The sequence below is a fragment of the Aidingimonas lacisalsi genome (genome assembly GCF_008079445.1).
Lineage (GTDB): Bacteria > Pseudomonadota > Gammaproteobacteria > Pseudomonadales > Halomonadaceae > Aidingimonas > Aidingimonas lacisalsi.
In genome coordinates, this window is record NZ_VRYH01000005.1 from 171,320 (window position 1) to 187,500 (window position 16,181).

The following is a 16,181-nucleotide window of genomic DNA, read 5'->3' on the forward strand; positions in this document are numbered from 1 at the left end:
TGCGTACGGTTCGGCGCTGATCGCTCCGTATGCAGTCCGGATCGAGTCAGCCCAGATAGCGTCGTCCATCGCGCCAATATCCCATCGACGATGCATGGGACGCATCCGTTATCGCGGCGGCGTCGCGCAAGCAGCCCCGCTCGGCAAGCCAGTCAGCCAGGTGCTCAGGAGAGCGAGCGCCATCGAATTCATACCCCGCCGCATCCACTAACACCGGGATACGCTCACCATAACGGGCCAGTAGCGTCTCATCGTCGGCGATCTCGACACGTGCAAGACCGACCTCATCGCTACCGAGCCTGACGACTTGCGCTTCGAGCTGCTCACAGAGGTGGCACCCCAGTGTCGTGTAGAGCGTCAGTCGGATCATGCATCCTCTCTATGTCGAATCAGAAAGACATGGTGCATGGCCGGGTTGCGCGAGAAGTCCGGATCGAAGGTCCGCGACGAGATATCCTCGACCGCATAGCGCTCGGTCAGATCGCTATCGATGCGAAAGCGCCGCTGGTTGTTGGAGAAAACCAGGGTCCCCGCCGACGCCAGACGTGCCATCGCCAGGTCGACCAATCGAGGATGGTCACGCTGAATGTCCAGGGTGTCATCCATCTTCTTGGAGTTGGAAAACGTCGGCGGGTCCATGAAGATCAAATCGAACTCGCTGCCGGCCGTCTCCAGCCAATGGATGCAGTCGTCTCTCACTACTCGATGGCGGCTGGGATCAAGCCGGTTCAAGGCGATATTGTCACGCGCCCAGTCGAGATAGGTATTGGAAAGATCGACACTGACACTGTCGCTGGCACCACCGGACTCCGCCGTTCCCAACGCCACATGCACCGTGGCCGCTGCCGTATAGCAGAACAGGTTCAAGAATCGCTTGCCGGCCGCCATTTCCGCCAGCATCCGGCGAACAGGCCGGTGATCGAGAAATAGTCCCGTATCCAGATAGTCACGTAGATTGACCCAGAAGCGTGCCGACCCTTCCTGTACCTGGAAACGCTCACCACTCGCCGCCTGTTTCTGATACTGCGAAGTGCCCGCCTGACGGCGACGCTGTTTGACATGAACATGGTCGGCTCGTACATCCAACACGTCGGGTATGACCGTCAGCGCGTCCATCAAACGACGCTGAGCTTGAGCAGCATTGACTGTCTTGGGAGGGGCGTATTCCTGCACGTGCACATGCTCGCCGTAAATGTCGATGGCGAGGGCGTATTCCGGCATATCGGCATCATAGAGCCGATAGCAGGTTTCCCCGCTACGCTTGAGCCACTTTTTCAATCGCTTGCGGTTCTTTTCCAAGCGATTGGCGAACATACGGGCCCCTTCGCCATGAGGCGCCCCATCCTCAGGCGTTCCCTGTGCGACCTGGTCCTCACCGTCGTTCCCCGGCACATCGATCAGTAACAGCTTGCAGTCCAACGGCCCGTTCTTGAAGGCGTATTGTTTGTCGGCGCGCATGCCGGTTCGGTGGCCGAGATCCGGGTTGCCGGTAAAGAGTCCCAGGCGCCATCCAGGAAAGCTGCGCCGAGCGAGACTGCCAAGTTCGGTATACAGCGAGACCAGCTCGGGTAACTCGCCTAACCGTTCGCCATAAGGTGGGTTGGTCATCAGCAACCCCGAGGCCTCCGATCGCAACTCCTCGGGACGCTGTAGCGTCGACAGCGATCCGCCCTCAAGTTCTATCAACGCCGGGATGCCGGCACGCATCGCATTGGCCTTGGCTGCAGCGAGCGCCTGGGGGCTCTGATCGAATCCGAACAGCCTGGCCCGGCAGCGTTTCCGTCCGATGCTCGCCCGTGCTTCAGCTTCACGCTTGAGTTCATGCCAAACAGCGGGATCATGTCCCGCCCAACCATGAAAACCGAAGCGTTCGCGTCGCAGGTTGGGAGCCATATCGGCAGCCATGAAGGCTGCCTCGATCAGCAACGTGCCGGAACCGCATAGTGGATCGACCAAGGACTCTCCCGCCTTCGCTCGCTCGGGCCAACCAGCACGTATCAGTAATGCACTGGCGAGGTTTTCCTTGAGCGGCGCATGGGCCTGATCACGGCGATACCCACGCTTGTGCAAGCTCTCACCGGATAAGTCGATACCCAGTATCAGTCGCCCACGATGCAGGTGGGCATAAAGCCGGAGATCCGGCGACCGCGTATCGATATGTGGCCGTGGATTGCCGGCGGCTTGCAGGGCGTCGACCACCCCATCCTTGACCGTCTGAGCACCGAAGCGAGTATGACGAATATGCGGCGACTGCCCGTGGAAATCCACCGCCAACGTCGTTCCTGAACGCCAATGCATCGTCCAGTCGAGCGCCCGGCTGGCCGCCTGCAATTGTTCGGGATGTTCGATCTCCTGCACCTGAGCAAGGCAAAGCACGATTCGGTTAGCCAGGCGCGACCAGAGACAGAAGCGATAGGCCTCCTGCAACGACGCCTGGAGGTGAACGCCTGCGACCGTGGTCTTGCCGATCCGGGCGCCGAGCGTCGCCAACTCGTCCGCCAACAGGTCTTCAATCCCTTTGGGGCAGGTGGCAAAAATATTCATATAATCAGAGGCTTGTGACATAGTCATTGACGGCGGCTCGAGCCCTGTCATGGTTCATATTCCTGTAATGTCGACTTGATGATGCACTTATGACAAATCGCTTGTCGACAGAACACCGGATGATGAGCTAGATGTAAAAGGGTAGCTACTGAAAAACGCATGCGTTTCCTGTTCGCGGACACCCTTGCGGCGTAGGCCTGACGTCAGGCATGCCCTGAACGTATCCTTCAGGCGCCGCGACAGCAGGTTGCCAAATCAACAACGCAGTTTCTGACAAGGGAGTGCCTGATACGCAACCTGATCATGAACGAGGACTATACGTTTGTTAGTCATCAATCAACGCTTCCTTCAAGAGGCCATCCGATGAAACGACAGAAACGTGATCGCTTCCAGCGTGCTTATGTTCACGGCTATAAAGCAGGCATTACAGGCCGTTCCCGTGATGACTGTCCTAGCCAGGATGTCAATCTTCGCGAATACTGGATGAGCGGTTGGCGTGAAGGTCGAGGGGATCAGTGGGCCGGAATGACCGGGGTCTCCGGCATACACAAGAACCCCATGGTGACGTAACACTCCATCGTTGCCCTACGAAGGCCCGTGCCCAAAACGCGGGCCTTTTTGATGTACCCCATTCAGCCGATGCGGCACTCCACACGTGAGCAGTACAGTGTCATTTCGTCACTGTCCGGTCGTCGCCAATGCCTGCGCGCATTCTCCCACCAGCGCCGGCCCTCGATAGATCAACCCCGAATACAGTTGCACGAGATCGGCACCAGCCTCACGCTTGGCGAGAGCGGCGCTTCCACTATCGATGCCCCCGACCCCGATGATAGGCATACCTGGCAATTGTCGACGCAACTCACGAACCACGATAGTCGACGCTTCATGCACCGGTCGCCCCGACAACCCGCCGTTTTCCTTGCCGTGACGCAATCCCGTCACTGCGTCGCGGGCAATCGTCGTATTGGTGGCAATGACGGCATCAATGGCATGCGTCGTCAGCGAACGGGCCACCAGAGCCACCTCATCACTGCTCATGTCCGGCGCAATCTTGACGGCCAACGGTACGCGGCGGCCATTGGCTTGGTCCAGACGCAGAGACTCCTCCCGCAACGCACTCAGCAAGGCATCCAGATGCTCTCCAAATTGCAAATTGCGCAAGCCCGGTGTATTCGGCGACGACAGGTTCACACTGATGTAGTGTGCATGCGCATGCACCTTGGCAAGACACGTCAGATAGTCGTCCACCGCACGCTCTACCGGTGTCGTCAGGTTCTTGCCGATATTGATGCCGATCACGCCGGTATAGCGACTCGACCGTACCCGAGCCACCAGATGATCAACGCCGCGGTTATTGAACCCCATGCGATTGATGATGGCACCAGCTTCAGGTAGCCGGAATAGACGCGGGCGAGCGTTCCCCTCCTGGGGCCGAGGGGTCACGGTACCGACTTCCACGAACCCGAACCCCAGCGCTCCCAGGGCATCCAGGTGATCCCCGTTCTTGTCGAGCCCGGCAGCCAGTCCGACCCGATTGGGAAAATGCAGCCCCATCAACTCTACCGGGTCGTCGACCCGACCACCGCCCAAAACGCCCGCCATACCCAGGCGATGGGCCATATCCAGCGCTGAAAGCGTAATACCGTGAGCGGTTTCCGGATCCAACCGAAACAGTAACGGTCGCACGAATCGGTACATGACGCTCCCTGTCGATGGAATGACGATAAAACGGCCGGCGAGTATAGCGCAGTCTCTCCGCCGGCCGCGAATCCATCATGAAACCTTCGTTACCAGTCCGGTGGATCGACTAGCCCTCGCCATTGCTTTCCGCCAGATCCACCAACTCGCGAATCGCCACCGCAAATAGCGGATAGCCCCCCTGGCTGCCTGAACGAATCTCTTCATACAGGTTGCACCAACGTTGATACAGGGAGTGATGCCGTGTCAGCCATTGTTCGACGCGAGGTTCGACATCTCTGGGTGCGCCCTCCATCGTCAGGACACTCACCGTCAGCGCCAACTGTTGCCGATCGAGATCATCGCGGAAGGTTTCCCGCGCTTGGGCCTGCCAGCTATCCTGCACACTCAATGAGTTGATCTGTTCAATGACCTGCGGCAATGACAGGCGGTGGCCGATTTCATAGAAGACTTCAGCGACACGCTGAATCTTTTCACCCGACTGCTTGGCGGCCTCGATCACTCCCAAGCCAGAATACAGGTTCGTGCTCGATGTCACGCTTCTGGCCAGCGACTCGGGAACGCCTGTCTCGACCAGTTCGGCCCGGCGCGCCTCCCAGACCTCGCGTTCACCACCTCGCAGTCGCTCGTCGAGGCTCTCTTGCAGTTGCGCCAACCGTGGCGCGAAATGCTCGATGCTATCCTTGGTCGTCAGACCGCTACGCTGCCGCAGGAACCAGCGTGTCCCCCGTCTCAACAAGCGCATCAAGTCGAGCATCATACGGTACTGAACCTGGCTCTCTACCTGATTGTCGAGTGCCTCGATCTGTTCCCATATCTCATTCAGATGGAAACTGTCACGGGCGATGATATACGCTCTGGCGATATCCGACCGATCATTGCCGGTCGTATCCATCAAGCGGCGCACGAACACGATCCCCATGTGATCGACCAGATCATTGGCGATCTGGGTCGCCACGATCTCTCGCTTGAGCTTGTGATCGTAGATCTCCGTCTTGAAACGCTCCACCAGTACCTGGGGGAAGATACGCTCCAGGTGCTGCCGGATATAGGGATCATCGGGCACATCAGAGGCAATCAGGTCATCCTTGAGAACGCTCTTGGCGTAAGAGATCAATACCGATAGTTCCGGCAGAGTCAGCCCTCCGCCCGCCTGGGAACGTTCCAGCAATGCCTCGTCGCTGGGCAGGAATTCCAGCTCGCGATCGAGATGGCCGCTGGCCTCGAGCTCGTTGATGAAGCGCCGGTAAGGGCCCATCCCTTCGCGTGACAGAATCTCGGATAATGACAGTGCCTGGGTCTGACGATAATTGCCACGCAGGACCAGCGTTGCGACATCATCCGTCATCTGCGCCAGCAACTGATTGCGCTGCTTGTCGGTCATATCACCACGCTTGACGATATCATCGAGCAGAATCTTGATATTGACCTCATGGTCCGAGCAATTGACCCCGCCGGCATTATCGATGAAATCGGTATTCACGCGCACACCGTTGAATGCCGCTTCCATGCGACCTCGTTGCGTCAGGCCGAGATTGCCGCCCTCACCAACGACGCGACACCTGAGTTCATTGCCATTGACGCGCAGCGCATCGTTGGCCTTGTCGCCAACCTCCGAGTCGTTTTCGTCTTCAGCCTTGACGTAGGTGCCGATCCCGCCATTCCAGATCAGATCCACTTCGGCCTTGAGCATGGCATTCAGCAGATCGTTGGGAGCCAGCTTGTCTGCCGTGATGCCGAAAACGGATTTCATCTCCTTGGAGATCGGAATCGACTTGGCGCTGCGGCTGAAGATGCCGCCGCCTTTCGAGATCAGCTTGGTATCGTAATCCTCCCAACTTGACCGCGGCAGTTCGAAAAGCCGCCGACGTTCAGCGAACGATTTGGCGACGTCCGGATCGGGATCGACGAAAATATGCAGGTGATTGAAGGCACCAACCAGACGAATCTTGTCGGACAGCAGCATGCCATTGCCGAATACGTCACCGGCCATGTCGCCGATACCTACCACCGAAAACGGATCCGCCTGGGTATTGATGCCCATTTCACGGAAATGCCGTTTGACCGACTCCCAGGCGCCTTTCGCGGTGACCCCCATCTTCTTGTGATCATAGCCATTGGCACCGCCCGAGGCGAAGGCGTCACGCAACCAGTGGCCATATTCCAGCGAAATCTCATTGGCAATATCGGAAAAGGTCGCCGTCCCCTTGTCAGCGGCGACGACCAGATAGGGGTCGTCATCGTCATGGCGGACGACCGCTCGGGGAGGAACCACCGTATTGCCGTCCAGGTTATCGGTGACATCGAGCAGCGCACGAATGAAGATCTTGTAGCAGGCTATGCCTTCCTGCTGGAGTGCATCTCGGTCACTGCCGTCGGGCAGGCGTTTGCAGACGAAGCCTCCCTTGGCGCCAACCGGCACGATAACGGCATTCTTGACCTGTTGCGCCTTGGCCAGCCCCAATATCTCGGTGCGGAAGTCTTCATGACGATCGGACCAGCGCAACCCACCTCGTGCCACTTTGCCGCTGCGCAGGTGCACACCCTCCACGCGCGGTGAATAGACGAAGATTTCGTAGGCAGGGCGTGGCTTGGGCATCCCCGTGACGCGTGACGGCTCGAGCTTGAAGGCGATATATCCTTTGAGCTCACCATTGGCATCGGGCTGATAGTAATTCGTGCGCAGTGTCGCTTGAATCAGCTCCATGTAACGGCGAATCAACAGGTCATCGTTAAGGCTGGCCACGTCATCGAGCAGCCGGTGCAGACGCGTCACGCTTTCCTGTATGGCGTCGGCACTCTGGTCGCCACTCGGGTCCAGACGCAAGGCGAACAGATGCACCAGTTCACGGGTGATGTCCGGATGATTGGTAAGCGTCGTGGAGATATAGAGCTGCGACAGTCCAAAGCGAATCTGCTTGAGATAACGCGCATAGGCTCGCAGCATGGCGACTTCCCGCCAGGCCAGATTGGCGCCGATCACCAGACGGTTGAAGGGGTCGTTCTCTGCGTCTCCGACCCAGATCCGCTTGAACGCTTCGGTAAATGAGTCGCGCATTTCCTGCAGGTTGACGACTTCACTACCGTGATGCTCGAGATAGAAATCATGAATCCAGTAGCTGCCATCACTGCGCTCAATCTCGTAAGGGTATTCACCAATGACCCGCAACCCCAGATTTTCCATCATTGGCAGGACATCCGAGAGAGGAATCGGGTTGTCCTTGTGGAACAGCTTCAGATTGACGCCGTCTCCTTCTTCCTCGACCAAACGATACAACGACATCGACAGGGGCGCACCGCTGTCGAGTTCATTGATGTGATCGATGTCATAGACGGCAGTACGTGCCGAGAAATCCTCGCGGTAGCCGATCGGGAAGGCGTCGCGGTAGATATCCATCAACCGGTTGGCCTGCTCTTCACCGAACCCTTCTACCATGGCGGCATGCAGATCGTCCCTCCAGTTGCGTGCCAGGTTGATGACTTTCTGCTCAAGGCGCTTGAGATGATAATCAACGGGAGCATCACCATTGAAACGCAGTATCAATTGGATGCGTGCCAGCACCGATTCGGACAAATACGTATTGAAATCGCCGAAGGTGGCATCGAGTTCTTCACACAACAGGGTCTGGATACGCACACGCAAATCGGTCGAAAAGACATCGCGTGGCACGAAGACCAGGCAGGAATAGAACTTGCCGAAACGATCTTCGCGAATGAATAGCCTGACCTGCCGCCGCTCGCGAATATTGAGGATGCCAACGGCCGTCTGGCACAGTTCACCGACCGAGGTCTGGAACAGGTCATCCCGCGGGTAGACATTGAGGATCTGGCGCAACTGGTTGCCGTCGTGGCCGGCAGGATTGACATCGGCCGCTTCCATGACCGCATCGATCTTGCGACGCAGGACCGGAATATGTCGTGGTGAATCGTTGTAGACGGTTGCCGCATAAAGCCCCAGGAAACGACGCTCGCCGATCACCCGTCCTTCGTCATCATAACGATCGATGGAGATATAATCCGGATAGGTGGGACGGTGGACGCGGGCATGATAGGCACTCTTGGCGAACGAGAGTAGCTCCGGAACCAGGATATAATGGTCGCCGTCGACGCCCAGGTCGTTACGGATACGCTCGCGGTAGTGCGGTTGGTCCAGCTTGAAGACTCCCAGCTCACTGCCCGGCACCTTACGTAATTCATCGTGCTCGTCCCCGGCCACGACTTCGTATTCATCACAACCCAGGAAGGTGAAATTGTCTTCGAGCAGCCACTCGAGGAAAGCAATCGCCTCCTTGTGGTCGGCACTCTTGACCTGCTTGGGACGCTTCGCCTTGAGTTCCTGGAGTGCCTCACGCACCTTCTCGCACATGGGCTCGAAATCGTTCACGGCGGTGCGGACGTCGCGAAGCACATCATATAAGCTGGTTTCGATCTCCTCGAGTAACTCCAGATCGGAATGGCGGTCTATCTCGATGACTATCAACGACTCACGCCGAGTGGGTGCGTTCTTGTCACCAGGACGGGCAAGGCGCTGCAAGCGGTTCGCGTCATCGCGCTCGGTTGCCAGAACGGCATTGTGAATGGAGTAGACCGTGATGCCACGACGATTGAGTTCAATGCGAACGGAATCCACCAGGAACGACATATCCGGGTGCAACACTTCAACCACGGAGTGAGTGGACTGCCATCCGTGCTCTTCGAAATCCGGGTTATAGACGCGGATCTTGGGGGCGTCGGGATCGTGAGCCTGAATGAAATGCCAGGTCGCAAGCGTCGCCCCGTAGATGTCTTCCATCCGCCGTTCGGACAGGTCCTCGATGGACGCCCGCGAATAGAGGATGTCGGCAAACGCCATGATCGGCTCAACCTTGTCATCCGTGAGCCGCTTGGACAGTTGTTCCCGAAACTGAGCCAGAAATTCCTGCTTCCCTTCGATGGCACCGTGTTGCATCAATCACCTCGGCTTGATCGGACCGCCCCTGTGCGGTCCTCGAATGACATTCAACATTCAGGCGCGACCCTGCGTCGGTCACGTTTGACATTAGCTTACGTCAGTCTTACGCCGGGCCCTACTCCATTACTTCTCTCTCATGGAGCATGTCAGTTATGCATTACCCCTTGACGCTGCGCCTGTCCTGACCCAAGCGACGCTAACGCTTTTCCAGCACCACACCACACTCGCAATGATGGGTCCAGGGAAACTGATCGAACAGCGCAAATCGGCTCACCTCATGTGAACGTCCCAGGCGGTCCAGGTTGTCAGCCAATGTATCGGGGTTGCATGAAATGTAAACGATCCGATCATAACCGCTCAGTTGGTCACAACTCGCGTCATCCAGCCCGGCACGCGGCGGATCCACCAATACGGTAGAGAAATCGTAGTCGTCAAGCGCCATTTCAGCCACTCGACGCCCTCCTTTTTGCCCCTTGAGTGCGGCCGCGAATTCCTCGGCGGACATGCGGGCGACATGGACATTGGCGACCCCGTTGGCTGCCAGGTTGGTCCTTGCCGATGCTACCGACGTACGGGAAATTTCAGTGGCCAGCACCCGGCGAAAATTCTCGGCCAGGGCGACCGTGAAGTTACCGTTACCGCAATACAGCTCAACCAGATCTCGATCATCACTCCCCCGAGTGACATCACGAGCCCATGACAGCATTGACTGACAGATAGCAGCATTGGGCTGGGTAAAACTGTTCTCGACCTGTTGATAAACGAAGTCGTGCCCATCGACCGTCAATCGTTCCCAGACATGGTCTCGCGCCAGTACGCGTCGCTGCTTACGCGCCCGACCGATGATCATTGCATCCAGTTGGTGTTGCAGATCTCGAGCTTCAGCTTCCCACTCATCGTCCAACTGGCGGTGATAAATGAGAGTAATCAGCATCTCACCGGAGAGTGTCGTCAGAAACTCCACCTGAAACAGCTTCCGACGTAGCACGGAGTTACCGCGCAGAGCGTCCAGCAGCCGAGGCATCATGCCATTGATCCGGTGACTGGCCACTGGATACTCATCAAGACGGATCACACGCTTCTGACTGGGGTTTTCCCTATCGACCTCGAACATTGCGTAAAACAGATCGTCACCTTCATGCCATAACCGGAACTCACACCGTTGCCGATAATGGCTTGCCGGCGATGCATATGTTTCAAGCGGAGGCGGGTCGAAGCGCGCGAACTGCTTGATCACTCGGTCGCGCTTGGCACCGAGTTGTTCGTCATAACGGTCGGGGTCAACGACGGGAACAGACACGAAAGATTACTCTCCACGGCTCATTGAGGATAAAGGGGCGATAATCGCGCTGACATGCCGTCTGGAATGAGAAGCCGTATCGGAGTGGCAAACCCATGACGGGACAGGGCTGCCGTCACCTCCTCCGTGTCCGCGGTCACCCAGGCATCGCCCTGCCCCCTGCCAGGGCTCGGCGATTTCACCACTTGTGCCGTACGCCGCGCGATGGCATCTCCCGAATCGATCCAGGCGACCGGCCATGGAGCCAGCGAGACCAACACGTCACGCAACAGCGGAAAATGCGTACACCCCAACACGACGGTATCCAAACGTTCATCACGCCATAACGGTGCCAGGCTGGCGGCTATCACTGCCATATCCACAGCCTGGCCGGCAAGGTAGTACTCGGCTTGTGTCACCAACGAATCGGCAGCGATACGCTGAACTCGGCAATCGGCAGCGAAGGTGTCGATCAAGTCCCGTGTATAGGGGCGGTTGACCGTAGCCGACGTGGCCAAAAGCGCGATGTGTCCACTCCGGGACAAATGGGCAGCCGGTTTGATGGCCGGCACCGTACCGATGACGGGCACCGTCAACCTGGACCGCAGTACGTCCAAGGCCAGTGTGCTGGCGGTATTACAGGCCACGACAAGAACACTCGCTTGGCTGGCAGCGACGGCTGCCTTGCAGACCGCGACGATACGTTCGATCAGCCATGCATCGGACTTGGTGCCATAAGGTAGCATGGCATTGTCACAGGCATAGACCAGCGCCGCTCCAGGCAACCGTTGCCGCAACGATGTGACGACCGATAGCCCACCGACACCGGAATCAAAGATCAGTACCGGCCCACTCACGTCGTGGTCTCCTTGAAGTGCTCCAGCAGTGAATCGATCAACACTCTCAGCCTCGTCGGCATCAACTCTCGCTCGGCATACAGCAGATAGACACCCATCGATGGTGGCCGGTATTTCTCCAACACCCTGACCAAGCGTCCACGCGACACTTCCGGTTCCCCCAGAAATGCCGGTTTCAGCACGATGCCCATTCCCAATACCGCGGCTTCCACCAAGGCACGCCCATTATTGCAGGTCAGCACCGGACGAAACCGAATCCGCTCCGGATAGCCGCCATCCCAGAGCGTCCAACCGGGACCGCCACTCTGCAGGCTGTAATGCAGGCAACTGTGGGCACTCAGTTCGCGAGGATGCGACGGCTCGCCATGCTTGGCCAGATAGGCGGGCGCGGCATACAGGTGCAGCGGCATATCCATCAACCGACGTGCGATCAGGCTGGAATCCTCCAGTTCCCCAATTCGGATCACTAGATCGAAATCCTCCGCCAGCGGATCGACACGCCGGTCTTCCAACACCACGTCGAGTTCGACAGCAGGGTGTGTCTGTTCGAAAGCTCGCAGGGCCGGCATCAACTCGCGCACCCCGAAATCCAACGGGGCCGATAAACGCAACCGGCCGCGGATATCGCCACGCTGTTCGCCCAACCCGGCCTCCAGTTCGACGAGTTCATCCACCAGCCGGCCGGCTTCACGCAAATAACGTTCGCCTTCAGCGGTCAACTGCAAACGGCGCGTCGTACGTACCAGCAACCGTACACCCAGCCAGTGCTCCAGACGCGCCACCTGCTTGCTGACCATGGCATTCGAGAGGCCGAGCTGACGCGCGCCACCGGCAAAGCTACCCGCCTCCACGACGGCACGAAAAATCTGCATTGCCTGCAAGCGGTCCATGTTCAAGGCCTTCGACGTTGCAATGCGCGCATTCTACCCTAGCCCCCGCTGTCGTGCGACGCCGTGACACGGTGACCCTTGCTGATCTTGCACACAACCAGAATACTGGTTATTTTTACAGTATCAATCAACGCTCAGGATGATCGCACATGCATGTCGACCCTCACTCGCGACCTGCGACGGACAAGACCATTCCCGACCCGTTCGCTCGGAGTGCCAGCGGCTTCCCCTCACCGGCCGACGACTACCGTGAGGCTCCCCTGGACTTGCACCGCTATCTGGTGCCACATCCTGCAGCCACCTTCTTCATGCGGATTGCCGATGACACTCAAGCTCGTGGCGGTTTTCAGCGAGGCGACCTGTTGATCGTCGACCGTTCCCTGACGGCCCAACGCGGTGACTGGATCATCGCCGTGCTGGACGGTGAACTCTGCCTCCAACAACTGGATGGCAACCGCCATAGGTCATGGTTGTGTCCCGCACACCCGGACCATGCCCGTATTCCGCTCGACGACGAGCACGACATCCGCCTCTGGGGTGTCGTCAGCCACGTCATTCATTCGTGTCGTCGTCAGTTCTGCGCCAATTGACATCCAGACAGGCTTTCCATGTTCGCTCTCGTCGACTGCAACAATTTCTATGTCGCCTGTGAACGGCTCTTTCGGCCCGAACTCGCTGGCCGGCCGGTCGCCGTACTTTCCAACAACGACGGCTGTGTCATTGCCCGCTCACAGGAGTGCAAGACGCTAGGCATACCAATGGGCATCCCGACGCACAAAATCGAGCCTGCCCAACGGCGTCATCTCCATCTGTGCTCTTCGAACTACGCGCTGTATGGTGACCTGTCAGCACGCGTCCAGCAGGTCATCAGCACACGCGTTCCGGCGCTGGACCCCTACTCCATCGATGAGTGCTTTCTCGACCTGCATGGGCTCGCGACCGACGAGCTCGAAGCACTGGCTCACTCGCTGGTACACAGCGTGGATAAAGACGTCGGGATCCCCGTATCGGTAGGTATCGCACCGACACGCACACTGGCCAAACTGGCCAACCAGCGAGCCAAACGTCAACCGCACGCGTCCCAGGTATGCGTCTGGACACATCATGACGATCCGTGCCTGTCCGCCTGGTTGCGGGAACTGCCCTTGAATGCCGTCTGGGGGGTAGGAGAACGTTTGCAGTCCGCCTTGACCGGCCAGGGCATCATGACGGCAGCCGCCCTGCGGGATGCCCCCCAGGCATGGCTGAAACGCCGCTTCAACGTCGTGGTGGCACGTACCGCCCGAGAGCTTGGCGGTACCCCTTGTCTGACGCCTCAGGAACTCGATGTACCGCGGCGCCATATTCTGTGCTCGCGCTCGTTCGGCCGTTCACTGAACGATCCTCGCGAGTTGGCTGAAGCACTCCGCCATCACTGCCAGCAGGCGGGCGAGAAGCTACGCCGCGACAGTATGCAAGCAGGTGCCGTCGGTGTCTTCCTGCGCACCAATCCTTTTCAGGACCAGCCACAGCAACGCAGCAGTCTATGGGCATGCTTACCCTGCCCCAGTGCCGATACTCGCCATCTCAACCACTATGCCCAGCAATTGCTCGGCAGTCTGTGGCGTGAAAGCCATGCCTACCATAAGCTGGGTATCATGCTCGCCGAGTTGACATCGCGACGCTACCAGCAGGCCAATCTCTTCGAGAGTCACGATTCGCCTCAGCAAGAGCGGCTGATGTCGGTCTGGGACAATGTCCGGCAACGATTCGGGCACGAAGCCCTGACACTGGGAGTCCAAGCAACCAATGCCAGTTGGCGAATGCAGAGCCGTCAACGCTCCCCACGCTATACGACGCGTTGGGAGGAGCTGCCCAAGGTCAGCGGTCGTTGACGGCCATGCAGCGTGGTGTCAGGTCGTGACCGGTTCTGGAGCGGCATTCAGTTCAGCATAAAGTTGCGGGTAGGCCTCTTGTAGTTGCTCCAGTTTGACGGAGGCACCCTCCGGCAAGGCATTGGCCAGACGTTGCAGATCTGCCTCGTCGAAATGCTCATGAATCAGAGGAAACAGCGATTGCCGTTCTTCACGAAGATAAGCACGATGCGCATCAAGGTATGCCTTGAGATCGTCGGCAAATCGATCCATGGGTATCACTGCATCCATCAGGATCATGTCGATATCCTGGGACAAACGCATCAACCGCTCATGAAGCGCCTTGTAGTCATCCGCCAGGCGGCGACTCAATTCAACGGATTGCGGCGCTTTGGCAGATAGTTGCTCACTGCAGATACGCTCCAGAGGTACAGTAAAGTCATCCATGTAATCGAGAATGTAATCAACGACCTCGCGAACCAATTGAAAGTCGGGACGCTCACCGGCGGCAAGCGTCTTGTGCTTGAGTTGAAGCACATGCAACAGACGCGCCATGTTGGCATGATCCAGACGCAGTTGGGTCAACATCGGCATCACAGAGCCTCCTCTGCAGTCGAAGGCGAATGTCAGTATGTCATTGGATTCGCCACCGGGGCCTCGGTTCAATGGCCATGAGTCAGTCAGGATGGGTTGAATCGTAAGGATAGACCCTAACGGCGCCGCCGTCGCGTTATTCAATTTTATCAAATGATTTCAAGGTATTATGGATCTTTTCAGCCACCATCAGTCACAAGACAGCGCGCCGCTGGCCTACCGTATGCGGCCCCGGCGATTGACGGACTATATCGGCCAACAGGCGCTGGTCGGGCCGGACAAACCTCTCCGTCGAATGGCGGAAACGGCAGCCGTACGTTCCATGATCCTGTGGGGACCTCCGGGAGTCGGCAAGACGACACTGGCGGAAATCCTGGCCAACGAATCGGAGGCCGAACTGGAGCATCTGTCCGCGGTGATGGCGGGTGTCAAAGAGATTCGTGCCGCAGTGGAGCGGGCGCGTTTCGCACAATCCCAAGGGCGTAGCACACTGCTCTTCCTCGACGAAATCCACCGTCTCAACAAGAGCCAACAGGACGCTCTGTTACCCCACGTGGAATCGGGGCTACTGACCCTGATCGGCGCCACGACTGAAAATCCGTCGTTCGAGGTCAATTCGGCCCTACTGTCTCGCGCACGCGTTTATGTACTCAAGGCACTCGATGAATCGGAGTTGCTCGAGGTCATGCACCAGGCTCTGAAAGACGACGAACGCGGTCTCGGCAAACGACGGATTCATGTTGACGATGAGGTGCTGGCCAAACTTGCACGCGCCGCCGACGGCGATGCACGCCGCGCGCTGGGCTTACTGGAAACGGCATGCGACTTTACGACCACCGAGGAACACGGTGAACGACTATCGGACGACGCCATCGCGGATGTCATCGGTCATCGCGCCAGTGCATTCGACAAACAGGGAGATCACTACTACGACCTGCTATCGGCCATCCACAAGTCGGTCCGTTCATCGCGCCCCGATGCCGCCCTGCTTTACATGGCCCAGTTCATTCAGGGTGGCGGCGACCCGCTGGATGTCATCAGGCGCTTGTCGGCCATTGCCTCGGAGGATGTTGGTAACGCCGACCCCCGCGCCCTGCCGTTGGTGATAGCCGCCTGGGATGCGTTCCTGCGTTTAGGCGACTATGAAGGACAGCGTGCTATCGCCCACGCCGCCATCCACTTGGCGGTTGCTCCCAAGAGCAATGCCATCGATCAGGCCTGGAACGCGGCGAAAGCGTTTGTCACCGAGCATCCTGACCTCGAGGTTCCCACCTACCTGCGCAATGCACCGACCAAACTGATGGCCGAACTGGGCCATGGTGAAGGCTACCGTTACGCTCACAACGAACCAAACGGCTACCCCGCAGGTAGCGGACATGACTGCTGGCCTGACGGGACCCCGAAAGCCGCCTTCTATACCCCCAGTGACCATGGGCAAGAAGCGCGCTTCAAACAGATCATGGAGTGGCGGGCAACACTGGATAGTCAAGCGGATGAGTGAGACACCGGGTCGGT

12 protein-coding genes are annotated in these 16,181 nt (G+C 58.2%); 4 read left to right on the forward strand and 8 right to left on the reverse strand.

Annotated features, from left to right (window positions below; genetic code table 11):
- Positions 1-46 precede the first annotated feature (46 nt).
- Both FVV99_RS12230 and rlmKL read right to left on the reverse strand, forming a co-directional pair.
- Complete coding sequence (locus FVV99_RS12230) at positions 47-370, reverse strand: glutaredoxin family protein (protein WP_148254358.1); 324 nt, start codon at positions 368-370, stop codon at positions 47-49.
- Positions 367-2,571 carry a bifunctional 23S rRNA (guanine(2069)-N(7))-methyltransferase RlmK/23S rRNA (guanine(2445)-N(2))-methyltransferase RlmL gene (gene rlmKL / locus FVV99_RS12235; protein ID WP_148254359.1) on the reverse strand — a complete coding sequence of 735 codons (2,205 nt, stop codon included), beginning with the start codon at positions 2,569-2,571 and terminating at the stop codon, positions 367-369. The genes FVV99_RS12230 and rlmKL overlap by 4 nt, the downstream gene beginning before the upstream one ends.
- 336 nt (positions 2,572-2,907) lie before the next feature.
- Here rlmKL and rmf point away from each other — a divergent pair, with 336 nt between their 5' ends.
- The gene (gene rmf / locus FVV99_RS12240) at positions 2,908-3,114 is read left to right on the forward strand and encodes a ribosome modulation factor (RefSeq protein WP_148254360.1); all 207 of its coding nucleotides are present in this window, start codon (positions 2,908-2,910) and stop codon (positions 3,112-3,114) included.
- A 108-nt stretch (positions 3,115-3,222) separates the two neighbouring features.
- Here the strand turns inward: rmf and FVV99_RS12245 are convergent, their stop codons facing one another.
- From FVV99_RS12245 to FVV99_RS12265, 5 genes are all read right to left on the reverse strand, one after another.
- A complete protein-coding gene (locus FVV99_RS12245) occupies positions 3,223-4,242 on the reverse strand; it encodes a quinone-dependent dihydroorotate dehydrogenase (protein WP_148254361.1) in 1,020 nt (339 codons plus the stop codon).
- Between the two features lie 109 nt (positions 4,243-4,351).
- Complete coding sequence (locus tag FVV99_RS12250) at positions 4,352-9,190, reverse strand: NAD-glutamate dehydrogenase (RefSeq protein ID WP_148254362.1); 4,839 nt, start codon at positions 9,188-9,190, stop codon at positions 4,352-4,354.
- A gap of 199 nt (positions 9,191-9,389) precedes the next feature.
- Positions 9,390-10,493, reverse strand: coding sequence for a tRNA (uridine(54)-C5)-methyltransferase TrmA (gene trmA / locus FVV99_RS12255; protein ID WP_148254363.1), 1,104 nt, complete (start codon positions 10,491-10,493; stop codon positions 9,390-9,392).
- Positions 10,494-10,513: 20 nt separating this feature from the next.
- The gene (gene murI, locus FVV99_RS12260) at positions 10,514-11,329 is read right to left on the reverse strand and encodes a glutamate racemase (RefSeq protein ID WP_148254364.1); all 816 of its coding nucleotides are present in this window, start codon (positions 11,327-11,329) and stop codon (positions 10,514-10,516) included.
- The gene (locus FVV99_RS12265) at positions 11,326-12,219 is read right to left on the reverse strand and encodes a LysR family transcriptional regulator (RefSeq protein ID WP_148254365.1); all 894 of its coding nucleotides are present in this window, start codon (positions 12,217-12,219) and stop codon (positions 11,326-11,328) included. The genes murI and FVV99_RS12265 overlap by 4 nt, the downstream gene beginning before the upstream one ends.
- A gap of 149 nt (positions 12,220-12,368) precedes the next feature.
- Here FVV99_RS12265 and umuD point away from each other — a divergent pair, with 149 nt between their 5' ends.
- Both umuD and FVV99_RS12275 read left to right on the forward strand, forming a co-directional pair.
- Positions 12,369-12,809, forward strand: a complete 441-nt coding sequence (umuD, locus tag FVV99_RS12270) for a translesion error-prone DNA polymerase V autoproteolytic subunit (RefSeq protein WP_148254366.1) — start codon at positions 12,369-12,371, stop codon at positions 12,807-12,809.
- An 18-nt stretch (positions 12,810-12,827) separates the two neighbouring features.
- On the forward strand, positions 12,828-14,093 hold the full coding sequence (locus tag FVV99_RS12275; RefSeq protein WP_148254367.1) for a Y-family DNA polymerase: 1,266 nt from the start codon (positions 12,828-12,830) through the stop codon (positions 14,091-14,093).
- Positions 14,094-14,111: 18 nt separating this feature from the next.
- Here the strand turns inward: FVV99_RS12275 and FVV99_RS12280 are convergent, their stop codons facing one another.
- Positions 14,112-14,660 (reverse strand): hemerythrin domain-containing protein, encoded by a 549-nt coding sequence (locus FVV99_RS12280; RefSeq protein ID WP_148254537.1) that lies wholly within the window; start codon positions 14,658-14,660, stop codon positions 14,112-14,114.
- A 175-nt stretch (positions 14,661-14,835) separates the two neighbouring features.
- Here FVV99_RS12280 and FVV99_RS12285 point away from each other — a divergent pair, with 175 nt between their 5' ends.
- On the forward strand, positions 14,836-16,167 hold the full coding sequence (locus FVV99_RS12285; protein ID WP_148254368.1) for a replication-associated recombination protein A: 1,332 nt from the start codon (positions 14,836-14,838) through the stop codon (positions 16,165-16,167).
- Positions 16,168-16,181: the final 14 nt, after the last annotated feature.

Coding starts and splice junctions, on each gene's coding strand:
- FVV99_RS12230 (WP_148254358.1), bottom strand. CDS start 370: ATGATCCGACTGACGCTCTACACGACACTGGGGTGCCACCTCTGTGAG.
- rlmKL (WP_148254359.1), bottom strand. CDS start 2,571: ATGACTATGTCACAAGCCTCTGATTATATGAATATTTTTGCCACCTGC.
- rmf (WP_148254360.1), top strand. CDS start 2,908: ATGAAACGACAGAAACGTGATCGCTTCCAGCGTGCTTATGTTCACGGC.
- FVV99_RS12245 (WP_148254361.1), bottom strand. CDS start 4,242: ATGTACCGATTCGTGCGACCGTTACTGTTTCGGTTGGATCCGGAAACC.
- FVV99_RS12250 (WP_148254362.1), bottom strand. CDS start 9,190: ATGCAACACGGTGCCATCGAAGGGAAGCAGGAATTTCTGGCTCAGTTT.
- FVV99_RS12265 (WP_148254365.1), bottom strand. CDS start 12,219: ATGGACCGCTTGCAGGCAATGCAGATTTTTCGTGCCGTCGTGGAGGCG.
- umuD (WP_148254366.1), top strand. CDS start 12,369: ATGCATGTCGACCCTCACTCGCGACCTGCGACGGACAAGACCATTCCC.
- FVV99_RS12275 (WP_148254367.1), top strand. CDS start 12,828: ATGTTCGCTCTCGTCGACTGCAACAATTTCTATGTCGCCTGTGAACGG.
- FVV99_RS12280 (WP_148254537.1), bottom strand. CDS start 14,660: ATGTTGACCCAACTGCGTCTGGATCATGCCAACATGGCGCGTCTGTTG.
- FVV99_RS12285 (WP_148254368.1), top strand. CDS start 14,836: ATGGATCTTTTCAGCCACCATCAGTCACAAGACAGCGCGCCGCTGGCC.